This is a genomic window from Peribacillus sp. NPDC101481 (genome assembly GCF_044767165.1).
Taxonomy (GTDB): domain Bacteria; phylum Bacillota; class Bacilli; order Bacillales; family DSM-1321; genus Peribacillus.
Window position 1 is genome coordinate 383708 of the sequence record NZ_JBIWNJ010000003.1, and the last position, 15258, is coordinate 398965.

The following is a 15258-nucleotide window of genomic DNA, read 5'->3' on the forward strand; positions in this document are numbered from 1 at the left end:
GTACGCTCCATTTATATCATGGGGACGTTACGGATTCGACAGGGATAGTTCGAGCTTAAGTTGCGAGTCGAGGGGATCGGCCTCGTTAAAACGTCAACGCCTATAACTGGCAAACAAAACAACAACCTAGCTTTCGCTGCTTAATAACAGTCGATAGCTGTTCCTCCCTCCATGGCCCACGTGGTAGGGTAAGGGACTCACTCTAAGTGGGATACGCCGGAATCCACCGTCTGAGGATGAAGGAAGAGACCAAACAGACTAGCTGCTCTGCCGCCTGTCGATAGGCTAATGAGTTCGCGAAATGCGAATATATCGACTACACTCGTAGAAGCTTAAGTGCCGTTATGTCTGGACGTGGGTTCGACTCCCACCGTCTCCACCAATACATATATTGGTGGTTTTTTATTTGGTTTTTTTTCGTCGTTTTTGTCGAAAAATCGATAAATCGTATAATTCGCAGATATATCAGGATTTTTCGATGATATATCTCCAATTTCGATGATATATTCCCGATTTCGCAGATAAACTGTACAATTTCCATCATTTGCTGTAGAATCCTTTTGAAGAAAATAGGATTGGAGCGATGAAATTGATTGTAAAAAAGCGAAAAGTTCCTCTTGCCGTCCGCAAATTACGTGCATTAGCGTGCAGGCTTCCTCCGAATCACCCTAAAGTTCCCTTAATCATGAACGATCTCAAAAAAAGGGAAGCGGGCTATAAAGGGGAATGTTCCATTGATTTTCCATTAAGCTTTCTTGAACCGAAAAGCTATTTCATCTTCCACGATTTAAGGCTTCAGGATCAATCCCGATTTTTTCAACTGGATACCTTATTAATCTCCAAGAAATATGCGCTTATCATTGAAGTGAAGAACATTGCAAGGTCGATCTATTTTGATCCGCATTTCAATCAGCTCATTCGAACGATAGAAGGAAAAGAAACGGCCTTTCCAGATCCCATCATACAAGTCAGCCGCCAGGAATCACAATTGACCAATTGGTTCTTGAAAAACGGTTTTCCCTCACTGCCCATCCTTTCATTGATTGTCATCAGTAATCCCCAAACAATCATCCGTACAGCTCTTGAAAACCATGAACCCCACTATAAAGTTATCCATCGCGATGCACTTCCCGCTAAAATTAATCAAATGGAGCATTCCATAACAGAATCCAGTTTTAGTGAGAAAGATTTGAAGAAAGCAATTCGCGTAATGAATAAACACCACATCGATGCGGACTTTTCCATTCTGGAACGATACAATCTTACCGAAAAGGACCTAATTAAAGGAGTGATTTGTGAGAATTGTAAGGGCAATAAATTATTTAGAAGGCATGGCACATGGCTTTGCAATCAATGTCAACTCTCCAGTAAAAAAGCACATATCCCGGCTTTACGAGATTATTTTTATCTATTAGGCTCGACCATAACGAATCGGCAGTTGAGGAACTTTTTAAACATTTCCTCTTCATCCAGTGCAACGAGGATCTTGCAATCATTGAATCTGACAAGCAGTGGTGCGAATAAGGGGAGGGTGTACAGCCTGTATTTTGATGAGTGATTTCTGGGTGATCTTGCCTTAATTATTACCCAGACTACCTTAAAAAAAGGAATAGTTTCTTCACTATTCCTTAATATAAAAAATCATTTCTCTGTATTTACATCAACATTTTGGAAATCCTCCAAATTAATATCTATTACTGGAAAAACTCCATCAGCTTGATAAGCTAATAAGATTTTTTTTACTGAGGCAATATGTAATTCTTCCATTTCCATATTTTTTATATCCGCCATTTTTTTTCTCATTTCTTCTTTTGTGGGATAATTTTTTGTGCCGTAAACCCACCTGAAAAATCTATCTAACTCACTAACCTCTTGCTCTGTAAAGCCATGTGATAATAACTCATAATACCTAGACTTTAAATTCGGGGCCATACTATCATGAAATTTAAAAAATGCATGCTTCAATAAAAACAATTCGTATTCTAATTCCTTAATTTTTTCTTCTTGATTAATTAAATCATCCACTCCAATGCTAATCTTATCCAATACGCTACACTTTCAGCAGTTTTCAGCAACTAAGCCCAATGATAGAACAAAGACTCAAAAGAAGCTTCTCTTGAGTCTTTGGTCCGAGTCTATTCTTTTAATTCCTTGCCCATCCCCTTAAGGAAGTGGACGCCAAAGCCGATCGCCCGGTTTATGTCTGGATCATTCAATGTTTTCATTAAATCCAAAACGCCGATCTTTTTATCGGCCTGAAGGAACTTGTTTCCTTCATCGATTCCTGCAAGTGCACTGTTAAGCAGTTTCGTGGATTGTGCGGCATCGGCATTCATCAAGGCTCCTGTTGCCCCCATAAGGGTATTGATCAGGTTTGTGACAGGTTGTCTTGTGATTTGTTGAAGAGCGATTTTGGCAATTTGTTCTTTTCCTTGAAGCATGGAGGTCGCGGCTTCGAATACTCCTGAGTCATTCAGTTCATTGACGATTTTAAACATATTGTTCAAGGCATCTTCATTATCGGTGATCAGCGTTTTCAGTTCTTCCAGTTTTTGAAGCTTTATTTCTTCCTCAGTAATGGGATTATGGATTTCCGTAATAGGAGCTGCCATGATCTTCACCCTCCTTGTTTATTTATCCGTTAAGTGAACATACCCTGGACGTGCCCACTTACGTTCAACCTCGACACCATTTTGAGGATGGCGTTTTTTGTTCCGTGGATTGGTACCCGGTAATGGGATATCCCCGCTTGCGCTTAATACTTCCATGCGGACCATCGTCTGTTTGTAAGCAGGCGTGCTTGTGCGTTGATCATAGATAGGACCGGTCAGAAAGTTAATGGCAGAGTCTTTATCAACGGAGTTCATTGGTAAAAATAGCTCATTATTTTTAACGCGGTCTGTGATCAGGGCTTTTAACTTAACGGCCCCGAATGGAGACACTAAGCGAACGAGTCCTCCATCACTGACTTTACGTTCTTTGGCAAGTTCTGGTGAAACCTCAACGAAAATATCAGGTACTTTCGATTGGATTCCATTGGATTTGTTCGTCATATTGCCTTCATGGAAATGCTCCAGCATGCGTCCATTATTGATATGAAGGTCATATTCTTTCGGGAATTTATGCGGCTCCACCCAGTCAGCCAGTGCAAAGCGCGCTTTCTTATCAGGGAAGTTGAAGCCATCCACATAAAGAAGCGGCGTGCTTGATCCATCATGGCTTCCCCATAGGAAGCTGTTCCATCCTTCCAGCACCTCGTAATTCGCTTGGCTGAATATCGGTGACAGGCTTGCCATTTCATCATAGATTTCACTAGGGTGAGTGTAGTTCCAATTCGCACCTAAGCGGTTTGCGATCTCCTGAGTGATTTCCCAGTCCGCCTTAGAATCTCCCATAGTGGGAAGGGCTTTATATAAGCGCTGTACACGGCGCTCCGTATTGGTGAACGTTCCGTCTTTTTCAAGAGATGGAGCTCCGGGCAATACCACGTCGGCATATTGGGCAGTCCTTGAAAGGAAAATATCCTGGACAACAAAGAAATCCAAGCCGGATAACACTTTATCTACATGGTTTGCATCCGCATCAACAAGTGCCATATCTTCACCTACTAGATACATGGCCTTCATGTCGCCTTTTTCTATCGCTTTAAGCATTTCAATATTGTTCAAGCCTGGTTTGCCATCGATCTTCACTCCATAAGCTTTTTCGAATTTGGCACGTGCCACGTCATCGGTAACATGCTGATATCCCGGAAGCCATGTTGGAAGGGTGCCCATATCGCAAGCGCCCTGAACATTGTTATGGCCGCGAAGCGGATAAGCTCCCGCTCCTGGGCGACGGTAGTTGCCTGTAGCTAATAGCAGGTTGGATATTGCAGCCGAAGTATCGGAAGCACCGGTGTTTTGTGTAACGCCCATTCCCCAAAGAATGCATGTTCCGTCTGCATCGCGAATGGTTTCAGCTATTTGGATCAATGTTTCTTTTGAAATACCTGTGTGTGCTTCTGCATATTCCAGGGTATATTTTTCAAGTACTTCTTTATAATCGTCGAAGAAGTTAACATTTTCATTGATGAATTCTTGATCATGCCAGCCTTGATCGATCATATATTTTGTAACCGCCATCAACCATACTTGATCCGTTCCTTGTTTTGGACTGATATGGATATCGGAACGCTCTGCCATTTCGTTTTTGCGGATGTCAGCTACGATCAGTTTTTGTCCGTGAAGCTTGTGAGCCCGTTTAACGCGTGTCGCGAGTACGGGATGGCCTTCTGCCGGGTTGGCCCCAACGATGATGACAAGACCTGCTGCGGCGATATCTTTGATCGTACCGGCATCTCCGCCCATGCCGACTGTACGGAACAGTCCGTCTGTTGCCGGAGATTGACAGTAACGAGAGCAATTGTCCACGTTATTCGTTTCGAACATTTGCCGTGCCAGTTTTTGAATTACATAGTTTTCTTCATTCGTGATCTTGGAAGAGGAAATGAAGCCTACTGAATTTCCGCCGTATTGCTGTTTGATCGAACCGAGTCTGGATGCAACCAAATCAAGTGCTTCATCCCAGCTTGATTCAACGAATCTTCCATTTTTCCGAATCAGGGGCTTTGTCAAACGTTTTTCCGAGTTTACGAAGTCCCAACCGAATTTCCCTTTAACACATGTGGATATCGCATTGACGGGAGCTTCATGAGTAGGTTGGACTTTAAGGATTTTACGGTCTTTTGTCCAGACTTCGAATGTGCATCCTACCCCACAGAACGTACAGACCGTTTTTGTCTTCTTCGTTCGTGTATCACGCATTGCCGCTTCAATCTCCGAAATGGCAAAAATCCCGCTGTATCCAGGCTCCACTTCTTTGACAAGGTCTATCATTGGTTCAAGCATATCGTTTTTCAAACCTGACATGAAACCGGCCTCGCCCAGCATCGATTTTTCCATTAATGCATTACATGGACAAATGGTTACACACTGTCCGCAGCCTACACAAGATGAGTTATTGATTTCCGTTCCTTCATCCCAGATTACCCGAGGGCGTTCTGCTTCCCAATCGATGGACAGCGTCTCGTTGACCTGAAGGTTTTGGCAGACTTCAACACATTGCCCGCATGCGATGCATTGATTGGCATCATAGCGGTAAAATGGATGGGACATATCGACGGCACCCAATTTCACTTTCGGTGTGTAAGGATATTTTTGGTGTTCAATTTCCATTAATTCTGCCGTGTTATGCAGTTTGCAATTTCCGTTATTATTATCACATACAGTACAGTATAAAGAATGGTTTTCCAGGATACGGTCCATGGCCTCGGTTTGGGCTTCTTTTGCCTTGCTTGAGTCCAAGGCTATATCCATGCCGCTCACTGCTTTTGTCGAACATGACCGGACGAGTTTCCCATTAACTTCGACGATGCATGTGTCGCATGTTTGGATCGGGTCCACCTCAGGAACATAACAGATCTGTGGATGAGCCATCTCATTTTGGTTGATGACCTCCAGTATTGTCGCTCCCTCATTAGTGGTATATTCCTTCCCGTTGATTTTGATGGTGATGTTTGAATCGATCATTATATTTCCCCCTTTTATAGCCAAAAAGACGCAAAAAAACCACCATGATTACACCTCCGTCTCTGAACGGAAATGTAGGTCATGGTGGAATAGTTTAATAGCAAAGCTTGCCAATATACCAATCCATACCATAATGGATAATTTTAAAAAAGATAGGACAAAACAGTACACTATTATGCTCCCAACTTTCATCATTGTTATTATACCTTTAATTATTAAAAGAAACAATCCTGGAAAGAGGGTATCATTCCCAAATTCCTTTCGTTTTTCTTCGCGTTGATTTATGATAAGAAAATTGAGAACTTAATTTTCTTGAATTGGAGTGACGCAACGGTGTCAAAAGTTATCCATGAATTCAATGATATGATTCGTAAGCTGCGCAAGGAACTATTCGGTAAAGGACCAGAACGCATACACACGGTTTTCGTGGAAAATATGGCCGTTTCTACGTTATATGGAAATTTGACTCCTACGGAAATGTTCATATCAAGATCGGAGGAAGGAAGGGACATGGTCCATTCTGCACGAACCAAGATGGTTCAGGATGTGTATTCGGAGAGTCCTCCTGATGGAATGGAAGAACTGGTTGGAGCTAAACTGCTTCATTTGTTTTCAGACATAAAAATCAAAGAGAACATAGCGATTTCCGTATTCGTTTTTGATAAGAATATTGCGGACAAACTCAACGGGCATTGACCATGGTCCTACATATTGGTCAATTGGCTCCTGGATATTAAAAGGAGTGGGAACATGAAAGCGATTGAAATCAAGAGGGACATCATCCGGATAACCAAAGGTAACATCGAGCGTACGGAAGATGCGATTGTAACGGAGTATCCCGTTACTGTCAAAGTAAATGGCCAGGAATTCGTCACGATGGTTTGTACACCCGAATACATCGAGGATATGGTGATTGGTTATTTGGCTTCGGAAGGCATCATCAAAAAATATGATGAGATAAAAGAAATCTGGGTCCAGGAAAAAGAAGGCTTTGTTCATGTGAAGACAGATAAAGTGAATCCTTACTTCCAGGATTTTCAAAATAAGCGGTATATTACATCATGCTGCGGAATGAGCAGACAAGGTTTCGTCTTTGTGAATGATGCATTGACTGCCAAGAAAATGGATCATATTTCGGTGAAACTGACTCCTGATGACTGCCTCCGCTTGATGAAGGATTTACAAAATTCTGCCGTCACCTTCCAGAACACAGGTGGAGTCCACAATGCCGCTTTATGTGATGTCGATGGCCTCGTATTAAGCAGGATGGACATCGGACGGCATAACGCATTGGACAAAATATACGGCTATTGCCTGAAAAATGGTATTTCGATAGAAGGAAAAGCTATCGTGTTCAGCGGCCGGATATCATCGGAAATTCTCTTGAAGGTGGCGAAAATCGGCTGTGAGCTGATACTCTCGAAATCGGCTCCAACCGAATTGGCCTTGGAGTTGGCTGAAGGATTGGGAATCACCACGGTCGGATTCATTCGTAATGATTCACTGAATATCTACACATGCCCTGAAAGAATTCAATTGAATGAATGATCATCATTCGCTTAAAAGGTATTTATCGGAAAGTCCTTGCCAACATGGCTTGGGCTTTTTATGTACTTGTAAAAGGATATATCGATCAGGCCTTTTGTGGTACAGTTTGGATAAAACATTCAAGGAATTGCGTATCGGGGGAAGGGTTATGAACGAAAGGGATTGGCATATTTTAAAGGTGTTGCATGAACACAAGAATATTACTAAAACGGCGCAAAGTTTATATATCTCGCAGCCTTCTTTAACGAAACGGATTCAACAAATAGAGAAGGAATTCAATCTAAAGATTGTGGAGCGGGGAACAAGGGGAGTGCAATTCACGCCTCAAGGGGAATATTTGGCCATCTGTGCAGATGAGATGCTGATCAGGCTCCGGCAGATAAAAGAGACGGCATTCAATATGGGTCAGGAAATCAGTGGAACATTACGGCTGGGTGTTTCCAACTATATTACGCTGCATAAATTGCCAGGCCTGCTGAAATTATTTCGTGAGCGATATCCCAAAGTGGATTTCCATGTGACAACTGGATGGAGTAAAGAAGTGCTGAACCTCATTTACAAGGAGGAAGTGCATGTCGGAATCGTTCGGGGGGACTATCAATGGTCAGGATCAAGGCATCATCTTTTTGAGGAAACGATTTGCATTGCTTCCAAGGAAGAAATCGAAGTCCGGAACCTGCCTTTTTTGCCGAGGATCGATTATGGGACAGATGCTCTTTTGAAAACAATGATCGATAATTGGTGGAGAGACAATTTTTCCGGACCTCCTTTGGTGGGGATGGAAGTGGACAAAGGTGATACATGCAAAGAAATGGTCAGGAATGGCCTGGGATATGGCATCCTTCCCAGTGTTTTATTGGAGAAGGACCAAAATCTCCGTCAAATGGACCTTAAGGATAAGCAAGGCAATCCCCTTATCAGGAATACGTGGATGTTATATCATGAAAAGTCGCTGGAATTAAAGCTGGTCAAGGAGTTTGTCGAATTTGTCAAAGGCGTCGATTTCATGAGGGACATTTAACCGGAAGCGCAGAAACCTCTGTGCTTTTTTGTCATTCCTTTTTTGAATGGATAACGATAATTTATTGGTATTTTAATTATGGTTATCCCGGCATTATGATAAATGGAGATGTAAATGTAAATCATCAGGTATTGCCTAAGGAATGGAGAGGAAGTCAAGTGAGTGTCCTGTTTCTGATCGTATTGAATGTCATTGTGCCGGTCTTTTTCCTCATAGGGGCGGGGGCCATTCTGCATCGTAAATTCAAGTTGGATATGAATACGCTGTCTAAATTGAATCACTTCCTGCTCATGCCGGCCATTAGCTTTATTAATATCTATCAAAGTAAAATGGGCGGGGGGATGATCTTCCAGATATTCAGCTTCCTTGCTCTTCAAGCAGTAAGTCTCATCATCGTGAGTACAGTGATTGCTAAACTTGCCAGGTTTGATCAAAGCCTTTCGGCCACGTTTAAAAATAGTGTAGTCCTGAATAACTCAGCCAATTTCGGATTACCCGTCAGCCAGATGGTTTTTCACGGAAATCCTCTTGGGCTGTCGATACAAGTCATCGTGATCATCTTTCAAAACCTGTTGACCTATACCTATGGATTGATGAATTCCGTTTCCGTCCATACAAAAAGTGCGAAGGGCGCCATTCGCGAGTTCTTGAAGAACCCCGTCATTTATGCTTTATTACTCGGTTTTCTATTACATTCCTTTTCTTTCGACATTCCGCTGTTCTTATGGACCCCGATTGAAAATATCGCTAGTGCCTTCATAGCCATTGCCTTGATTACATTGGGTGCACAGAGTGCCTATTTGAAAATGACGCAATTTCCGCTTCCGCTTATACTTAGCTTGATTGGCCGTTTAATACTCTCGCCATCCATCGCCTTCCTGATCATCCTCATGCTGGGTTTGGAAGGGACTGTCGCCCAAGGGTTGTTTATCGCAAGCTCATTTCCCACATCAAGAAACAGCGCATTATTCGCTTTGGAATATGACAACCATCCGGAGTATGCGGCACAGGCAGTCTTGATGTCGACTTTATTCAGCAGCATAACGGTAACGATGGTCGTATATCTATCAAAAATACTATTCTAGCAGGGCTGCTCAAAAGTGCAGTCTCTAACTGTAAACAAACTCGATGAAAATCGAGTTTGTTTACAGTTTATAGTGTTTGTAAAACCGAACCGTAATTTCCACTCCAATCACATTGTTTTATTTAGATAGAACCCCTTTTGTCTACAAACTTGGACTGCTCTGAAGGAGCAGTCTTTTCCCCCTTTTCCTGCTATAAAACTTTATGAACAATATGGAAGTTATGGAAGTTATGCATTTTAGTTGGGCAATCAAATAAAAGGAAGATATTTTTGTAGAATTAAGAAAACGCTTTCAAAAAGGGGGATTATTATGTTTTCTCGTAAAAAGATTTCAGCTGTCATATTGGCGGGTTCGTTAGCTTTAAGTTTAGGTGCATGCAGCAGTTCGGGTACATCAGGAGAAAAGAAAGAAAGTACAGGTTATCCGAAAAAAGCCATAACGGTCGTTGCTCCATCGGGCGCAGGCGGGGGATGGGATTTAACCGCCCGTTCATTTACAAAGGTCTTGGGTGAGACAAAACTGGTTAACCAGCCATTAACCGTCGAAAACAAACCCGGTGGCGGGGGCGCTGTCTTCATGGCGGATTATGCAACACAGCAAGCTGATAACAATGACATGCTGTTCGTGAATTCACCGCCTGTCATCATCAATAACCTTAAAAAAGAAGGCAACAGTCCTTATGGATATAAAAATACGACTCCTTTGGCGCAGTTGACAAAGGATTATGGGGCAATAGTGGTAAAGGCAGATTCTGAATTCAAGGATTTGAAATCAGTGCTGGAAGCAGTGAAAAAAGATCCGCGTAAATTGACCTTCGCAGGAGGATCGGCTCCGGGATCCATGGATCATTTGATTTCCATTCTTCCAGCATATGAATATGGCTTGAATCCAACCGAACTTAAATACGTTTCGTACGATGGTGGAGGGGAAGCGATTACGGCATTGCTTGGCGGAAATGCAGATGTGATCGGAACGGATGCATCCAGTGTCAGGGAATTTTTAAAGGCAGGAAAGATTAGAGTGTTGGCCGTAACCTCGACGGAACGTTTAGGTGGAGATCTAAAAGACATACCGACGGCAAAGGAACAGGGTGTTAATGCTGAATTCACGATTTGGAGAGGCGTTTTTGGACCTCAGAATATGTCTGGTGAAGCGAAAGCCTTTTGGGACGGAACCATTGAGAAGCTAGTTGAAACTTCTGAATGGAAAAAGGAAGTGGAAGTTCAAGGATGGGAACAAGAGTATAAAAATAGTGAAGAATTCAGCAAGTTTTTAGAAGAACAGGAGAAACAGGTGCAGCAATTATTGGAAGCCTTAGGCATGGAAAAATAATCGAGAAGAAGGGGGTGCTTTCACCTTCTTCTTATTTTCTGAAATGGAGGGATTGTGATGGATGTTAAATTTGATCGCTTTGCATCTGTAGCCTTTCTGGCTGTCGGAGTGCTGTTTATGATAGGAAGCAGAAAGCTGGCCAGTTCTTCTTATGGAAGTTCGGTAGGACCGGACATTTTCCCTTTTGTATTGGGACTCGTTCTTGCTGTTTTAAGTATTCGCCTGTTTTATGAGGCATTTCGGAGCAATGTACAGGAATCGGGTAAGGGAAAGCTGGAATATAAACCTTTTATCATCATTCTGCTCTCCACCTTGATTTATATTTTGACATTGGAAACGATAGGATATGTCATTACGACCTTTCTGTTTTTGTTTGTTTGCTTTCAAACGATGGAGCGAAATAAATGGGTGACATCGCTCATCATATCCGCAGGATTTTCCGGAATCATCTATTATTTATTCGTGAATGTTTTAAAGGGAACACTGCCGGGTTGGCCAATCTGGTTTTCATAAAGGGGAGGGGGATGTGAAGTGGGCACTTTTGATTATTTGATCAATGGTTTTGAAACGGCACTAACTTGGTATAATATACTTTTTGCATTTGTCGGAGTATTGATCGGTACGGCTGTCGGCGTTTTGCCGGGGATCGGGCCTATGAGCGGTGTGGCTCTTTTAATTCCGGTAACCGCTTCGATTACAGGGGGACTTCCCCCAGAGCAAGCGGCAACAAGCGCCATCATTTTACTTGCAGGTGTTTATTATGGAGCGATGTATGGAGGATCGACAACTTCAATCCTATTGAATACTCCTGGTGAATCTTCTTCTGTCGTCACCACACTGGATGGCTACCAAATGGCCAAGAAGGGAAGAGCCGGGAGTGCTTTATCGATTTCGGCAATCGGTTCCTTCGTCGGAGGGATTGTCACCCTTGTCGCCATGATTGCCTTGGCTCAGCCATTATCGACGATTGCCATTAAATTCGGTCCAGCTGAGTATTTTTCGCTCATGCTTCTAGGGTTGGCGGCAGTCAGCGGCCTCGCGGGAAAATCCGTAACCAAGGCACTGATCATGACGGTTTGCGGTTTGTTGATCGGGACGATAGGCATCGATAATGTATCCGGGATCGCCCGTTTTACATTCGACATTCCTTGGCTGTATCAAGGGGTCGAATTCCTGACGATCGCAGTAGGCCTATTCGCCCTTGGGGAAGTATTCAAGACAATCCTGGAAAAAGACGAGGATGATGGGGAAATTGCAAAGATCAATAATTTGATTCCTTCAAAAGAAGAATTCAAGGAATCTGCAGGGCCGATTGCGAGGGGATCGCTCTTAGGTTTCTTTGTAGGAATCCTGCCAGGTGCAGGGGCCACTCTTGCTTCCTTCTTCTCATACCTTATGGAAAAACGGATATCAAAAAAACCCGGGAGATTTGGTACGGGAGCAATCGCTGGAGTGGCTGGTCCTGAAACGGCCAATAATGCGGCTTCTGGCGGAGCGATGATTCCATTATTGACGCTGGGAATTCCGGGTTCAGGTACAACGGCGATTTTAATGGGTGCGCTGATGATGTACAATGTTCAGCCAGGTCCATTATTATTCGAAGACCATCCCCAGGTGGCCTGGGGACTTATCGCCAGTATGTTCATCGGGAATCTGATGCTCCTCATCCTTAATCTCCCGCTCGTTAAGGTTTTTGCGAAAATCATTGAAACGCCAAAGAAGTATTTGATACCAATCATTATCGCGATCTCCATTTTTGGCGTTTATGCGGTACAAGTATCGACTTATGATTTATTGCTATTACTAGGATGCGGGATCTTGGGATATTTCTTAAGTAAAAATGATTATCCAATCGCCCCGTTGGTATTAGGACTGGTTTTAGGACCGATGATAGAAAATAATATGCGCAGGGCACTGACGATATCCGATGGTGATTATAGTTTGTTTTTCACTCGGCCGCTTTCGTTGACATTCCTGATCGTAACGGCATTATGGCTGCTCATTCCGGTTTTACTCAAGAAGAGAGGGAAGGATGTTGTCATCAATATTGAAGGTTAACTAATATTTTCTGAATGTTGTGAAAAAACTCCTTTTTTAAAGGGGTTTTTTTTTATATGATGTAAGTAGAGGTGATTGAATGCGTTTACACACCAAGTTGATGCTGGGCATCTGTACGTTAATCATCTTAATGGGTGGAATCTTTGAAGTTATTTTCATAAATATCCTAGAAAATAACCTGAAGCAGGAAACAGGGGAAAAAGCATTGTCGGTTGCCCAGACCATTTCTTTGCTGCCTGAAATTAAACAAGCTTTTAGAACGGACAATCCTTCTGTAATCATCCAGCCCATCGCGGAAAAAATTCGCAGGCAGATCGATGCGGAATTCATAGTAATAGGGGATGAGAATGAAACAAGGCTGTCCCATCCAGATCCAAACTTGATCGGGAAGAAAATGGTAGGGGGAGATAACGCCGAGGTGTGGGATGGGAAATCCATCATCACGGAGTCCACTGGGACATTGGGACCTTCCATTAGGGGGAAATCCCCGATCATCGCCAATGAAAAGGTCATTGGTGTCGTCTCCGTTGGCTACCTTCAGGACGATATTGAAAAAGAATTGTCCAGTATACAAAGAAAGATCGTCTGGATCATCTCTTTTATATTAGTCGGCGGTTTGTTGGTAGCCTTCTTCATTTCATTCAATATAAAAAAGGCGATATTGGGCCTGGAGCCGAAAGAGATCGCCTGGATGTTTCAAGAGAAGCATGCCATTTTGGAATCCATTCATGAAGGCATCATTGCCATTGATGTTCATGGAAAAATCACGGTCGTCAATGAAACGGCGCATAAAATCCTTCATATTCCTAAAGACGTCATGCTTCGCGGGCAAAAAATCGAAGAAGTCATAACGCATACACATTTGCTTGATGTAGTCAGCACGGCACGGGCCGAGTATGATCAGGAATTCATGATTGACGGTGAAGTTTTTTTGGCTAGCCGGATTCCGATCTTGAATGGACAGGGAGAAATCATTGGTGCAGTTGCAAGTTTGAGAAATAAATCGGAACTATCCAATCTACTTCAGGAACTGTCACATGTAAAGGCGTATGCAGAAGGGCTGAGGGCCCAGACACATGAATATTCGAACCGGCTCTATACACTGCTAGGCTTGATTCAACTCGGTTCATATAAAGAAGCAATGGATTTCATATCGAAGGAAGTCGATGTCACCCAAGGCTTCATTCACTTTCTAATGAAGGAAGTACCTGATCCGATCATTGCTGGGTTCATCTTAGGGAAGGTAAGTTTAGCCAGTGAGCTGAAAATTGATTTTACCATTGATAGAGAAAGCAGTTTTAAAGATATTCCATCTGTAATAGATCGAGATTTATTGGTGACGATCATCGGCAATCTCATCAATAATGCCTTTGAAGCTGTACGGGAAAACGAAAGGGAAGAAAAGAGGGTATCGTTGTTCGTCACGGACTTGGGTAAAGAGTTGATCATAGAGGTTGAAGATAATGGAAAAGGGATGAACTCAAATGTTACCGAATTGATTTTCCAGGACGGTTTTACGACGAAAAGCCATCAAACCAATTCAGGTATAGGATTGAGCCTTGTTCAGGAAGCGATTGATGGATTAGGGGGATATATCACTTTTTCGACGAAAGAAGGGGAATATACGATTTTTACTGTTGCACTGCCAAAAAATAAAGGGGTGATTAAATGATGGCCATTCGCGATATAGAAGTTTTGATCGTAGAAGATGACCTGCGGATTGCGGAGATACAAAAGCTGTTCATCGAAAAGATTGAGGGGTTTCAAACGATCGGAATCGCGTCAAGCTATGACGAGGCTAAAAGCTTCATCGAAATCATGCAGCCGGATCTATTGCTGCTCGATATGTATTTTCCGGATATGAATGGGCTCGATATCCTGAAGGAAATCAAGCAGCAAAGCAAACAAATGGATGTCATCATGATTACGGCGGCTAAAGAAATCGAAAAAGTCCAGGAAGCCATCAAAATCGGCATATTTGATTATATTATCAAGCCTGTCGCATTTGAACGTTTCAAGCAGTCCTTACGCAGGTATCAAGAGTATCACATTAAACTGTCTGAATTGGAAAAGGGCAATTTTCCTGTAACGCAGCAACAGGTGGATAAGCTTTTGCGAAAGGAAATGAATGAAAAAGAGAGGGAACAGACTTTACTGCCAAAAGGGATCGATCGGATGACTTTGGAGAAGGTGATGGTTGTGTTGGGGAAATCCTCCCCGGGTTTAACTGCCGAAATAGTGGCAAAGGAAATCGGTGTGAGCAGGACAACGGCAAGGCGTTATCTGGAGCACTTGATGTCAGAGGAAAAAATTGATGCCGATTTAACATATGGCACGGTAGGACGTCCTGAAAGGGTTTATGCCATCAAGATATAAATGGGTTCGCCAAGCGGCGGATCCTTTTTTATTTGCTCGAATAAATGTAAGGCTATTTCTTGGAATCAGATTGATGGGAATTCATCGTTTTTTTAAGTGTAAAAATGATGAATGAGGAAAAAATACGTGTGAAAAGTTTTGAAGCAGACAAGTATATGACAAGTGTCATGGCAGGGATTTGACGTTTATGACTATAGAAAATCGGTTATTATTCCTATACTTAAAGAAGAGATGCAAGCATAACCGATCCATTTAAACACTTCATTCC

13 protein-coding genes and 1 other RNA gene are annotated in these 15258 nt (G+C 42.7%); 11 read left to right on the forward strand and 3 right to left on the reverse strand.

Features of this window, described 5'->3' with window-relative positions; translation table 11 throughout:
• The first annotated feature begins 20 nt into the window (after nt 1–20).
• Together ssrA and ACIROD_RS20575 are read left to right on the forward strand one after the other, a co-directional pair.
• Nucleotides 21–382: a transfer-messenger RNA gene (gene ssrA / locus ACIROD_RS20570) on the forward strand.
• 201 nt (nt 383–583) lie between these two features.
• Nucleotides 584–1558: a nuclease-related domain-containing protein gene (locus ACIROD_RS20575; protein ID WP_402943577.1), complete on the forward strand. Its 975-nt coding sequence runs from the start codon at nt 584–586 to the stop codon at nt 1556–1558.
• A gap of 83 nt (nt 1559–1641) precedes the next feature.
• Here ACIROD_RS20575 and ACIROD_RS20580 read toward each other — a convergent pair whose 3' ends face one another.
• The 3 genes from ACIROD_RS20580 to fdhF all read right to left on the reverse strand — a co-directional run bounded on the left by ACIROD_RS20580 (nt 1642) and on the right by fdhF (nt 5570).
• Nucleotides 1642–2046: a hypothetical protein gene (locus ACIROD_RS20580; RefSeq protein WP_402943580.1), complete on the reverse strand. Its 405-nt coding sequence runs from the start codon at nt 2044–2046 to the stop codon at nt 1642–1644.
• Between the two features lie 89 nt (nt 2047–2135).
• Entirely contained in the window at nt 2136–2612 is a 477-nt protein-coding gene (locus ACIROD_RS20585; RefSeq protein ID WP_063595796.1) for a helical membrane plugin domain-containing protein, read from the reverse strand.
• An 18-nt stretch (nt 2613–2630) separates the two neighbouring features.
• Nucleotides 2631–5570 (reverse strand): formate dehydrogenase subunit alpha, encoded by a 2940-nt coding sequence (gene fdhF / locus ACIROD_RS20590; protein WP_402943584.1) that lies wholly within the window; start codon nt 5568–5570, stop codon nt 2631–2633.
• Nucleotides 5571–5903: 333 nt separating this feature from the next.
• Here fdhF and ACIROD_RS20595 point away from each other — a divergent pair, with 333 nt between their 5' ends.
• The 9 genes from ACIROD_RS20595 to ACIROD_RS20635 all read left to right on the forward strand — a co-directional run bounded on the left by ACIROD_RS20595 (nt 5904) and on the right by ACIROD_RS20635 (nt 14990).
• The gene (locus ACIROD_RS20595) at nt 5904–6266 is read left to right on the forward strand and encodes a Na-translocating system protein MpsC family protein (RefSeq protein WP_095390832.1); all 363 of its coding nucleotides are present in this window, start codon (nt 5904–5906) and stop codon (nt 6264–6266) included.
• A gap of 54 nt (nt 6267–6320) precedes the next feature.
• Nucleotides 6321–7118 (forward strand): formate dehydrogenase accessory sulfurtransferase FdhD, encoded by a 798-nt coding sequence (fdhD, locus tag ACIROD_RS20600; protein WP_402943587.1) that lies wholly within the window; start codon nt 6321–6323, stop codon nt 7116–7118.
• A 148-nt stretch (nt 7119–7266) separates the two neighbouring features.
• Nucleotides 7267–8139 (forward strand): LysR family transcriptional regulator, encoded by an 873-nt coding sequence (locus ACIROD_RS20605; RefSeq protein WP_101223699.1) that lies wholly within the window; start codon nt 7267–7269, stop codon nt 8137–8139.
• Between the two features lie 158 nt (nt 8140–8297).
• Nucleotides 8298–9224 (forward strand): AEC family transporter, encoded by a 927-nt coding sequence (locus ACIROD_RS20610; RefSeq protein WP_101223999.1) that lies wholly within the window; start codon nt 8298–8300, stop codon nt 9222–9224.
• Nucleotides 9225–9533: 309 nt separating this feature from the next.
• Nucleotides 9534–10556, forward strand: coding sequence for a Bug family tripartite tricarboxylate transporter substrate binding protein (locus tag ACIROD_RS20615; RefSeq protein WP_402943591.1), 1023 nt, complete (start codon nt 9534–9536; stop codon nt 10554–10556).
• Between the two features lie 57 nt (nt 10557–10613).
• Nucleotides 10614–11069: a tripartite tricarboxylate transporter TctB family protein gene (locus ACIROD_RS20620; RefSeq protein WP_101223697.1), complete on the forward strand. Its 456-nt coding sequence runs from the start codon at nt 10614–10616 to the stop codon at nt 11067–11069.
• 18 nt (nt 11070–11087) lie between these two features.
• Entirely contained in the window at nt 11088–12614 is a 1527-nt protein-coding gene (locus tag ACIROD_RS20625) for a tripartite tricarboxylate transporter permease (protein WP_402943594.1), read from the forward strand.
• 79 nt (nt 12615–12693) lie between these two features.
• A complete protein-coding gene (locus ACIROD_RS20630; protein WP_402943597.1) occupies nt 12694–14286 on the forward strand; it encodes an ATP-binding protein in 1593 nt (530 codons plus the stop codon).
• The gene (locus ACIROD_RS20635; protein ID WP_402943600.1) at nt 14283–14990 is read left to right on the forward strand and encodes a response regulator; all 708 of its coding nucleotides are present in this window, start codon (nt 14283–14285) and stop codon (nt 14988–14990) included. Before ACIROD_RS20630 ends, ACIROD_RS20635 begins: the two co-directional genes overlap by 4 nt.
• The last annotated feature ends 268 nt before the right edge of the window (nt 14991–15258 follow it).

Coding starts and splice junctions, on each gene's coding strand:
- ACIROD_RS20605 (WP_101223699.1), top strand. CDS start 7,267: ATGAACGAAAGGGATTGGCATATTTTAAAGGTGTTGCATGAACACAAG.
- ACIROD_RS20630 (WP_402943597.1), top strand. CDS start 12,694: ATGCGTTTACACACCAAGTTGATGCTGGGCATCTGTACGTTAATCATC.
- ACIROD_RS20615 (WP_402943591.1), top strand. CDS start 9,534: ATGTTTTCTCGTAAAAAGATTTCAGCTGTCATATTGGCGGGTTCGTTA.
- ACIROD_RS20635 (WP_402943600.1), top strand. CDS start 14,283: ATGATGGCCATTCGCGATATAGAAGTTTTGATCGTAGAAGATGACCTG.
- ACIROD_RS20585 (WP_063595796.1), bottom strand. CDS start 2,612: ATGGCAGCTCCTATTACGGAAATCCATAATCCCATTACTGAGGAAGAA.
- ACIROD_RS20620 (WP_101223697.1), top strand. CDS start 10,614: ATGGATGTTAAATTTGATCGCTTTGCATCTGTAGCCTTTCTGGCTGTC.
- ACIROD_RS20575 (WP_402943577.1), top strand. CDS start 584: ATGAAATTGATTGTAAAAAAGCGAAAAGTTCCTCTTGCCGTCCGCAAA.
- fdhD (WP_402943587.1), top strand. CDS start 6,321: ATGAAAGCGATTGAAATCAAGAGGGACATCATCCGGATAACCAAAGGT.
- fdhF (WP_402943584.1), bottom strand. CDS start 5,570: ATGATCGATTCAAACATCACCATCAAAATCAACGGGAAGGAATATACC.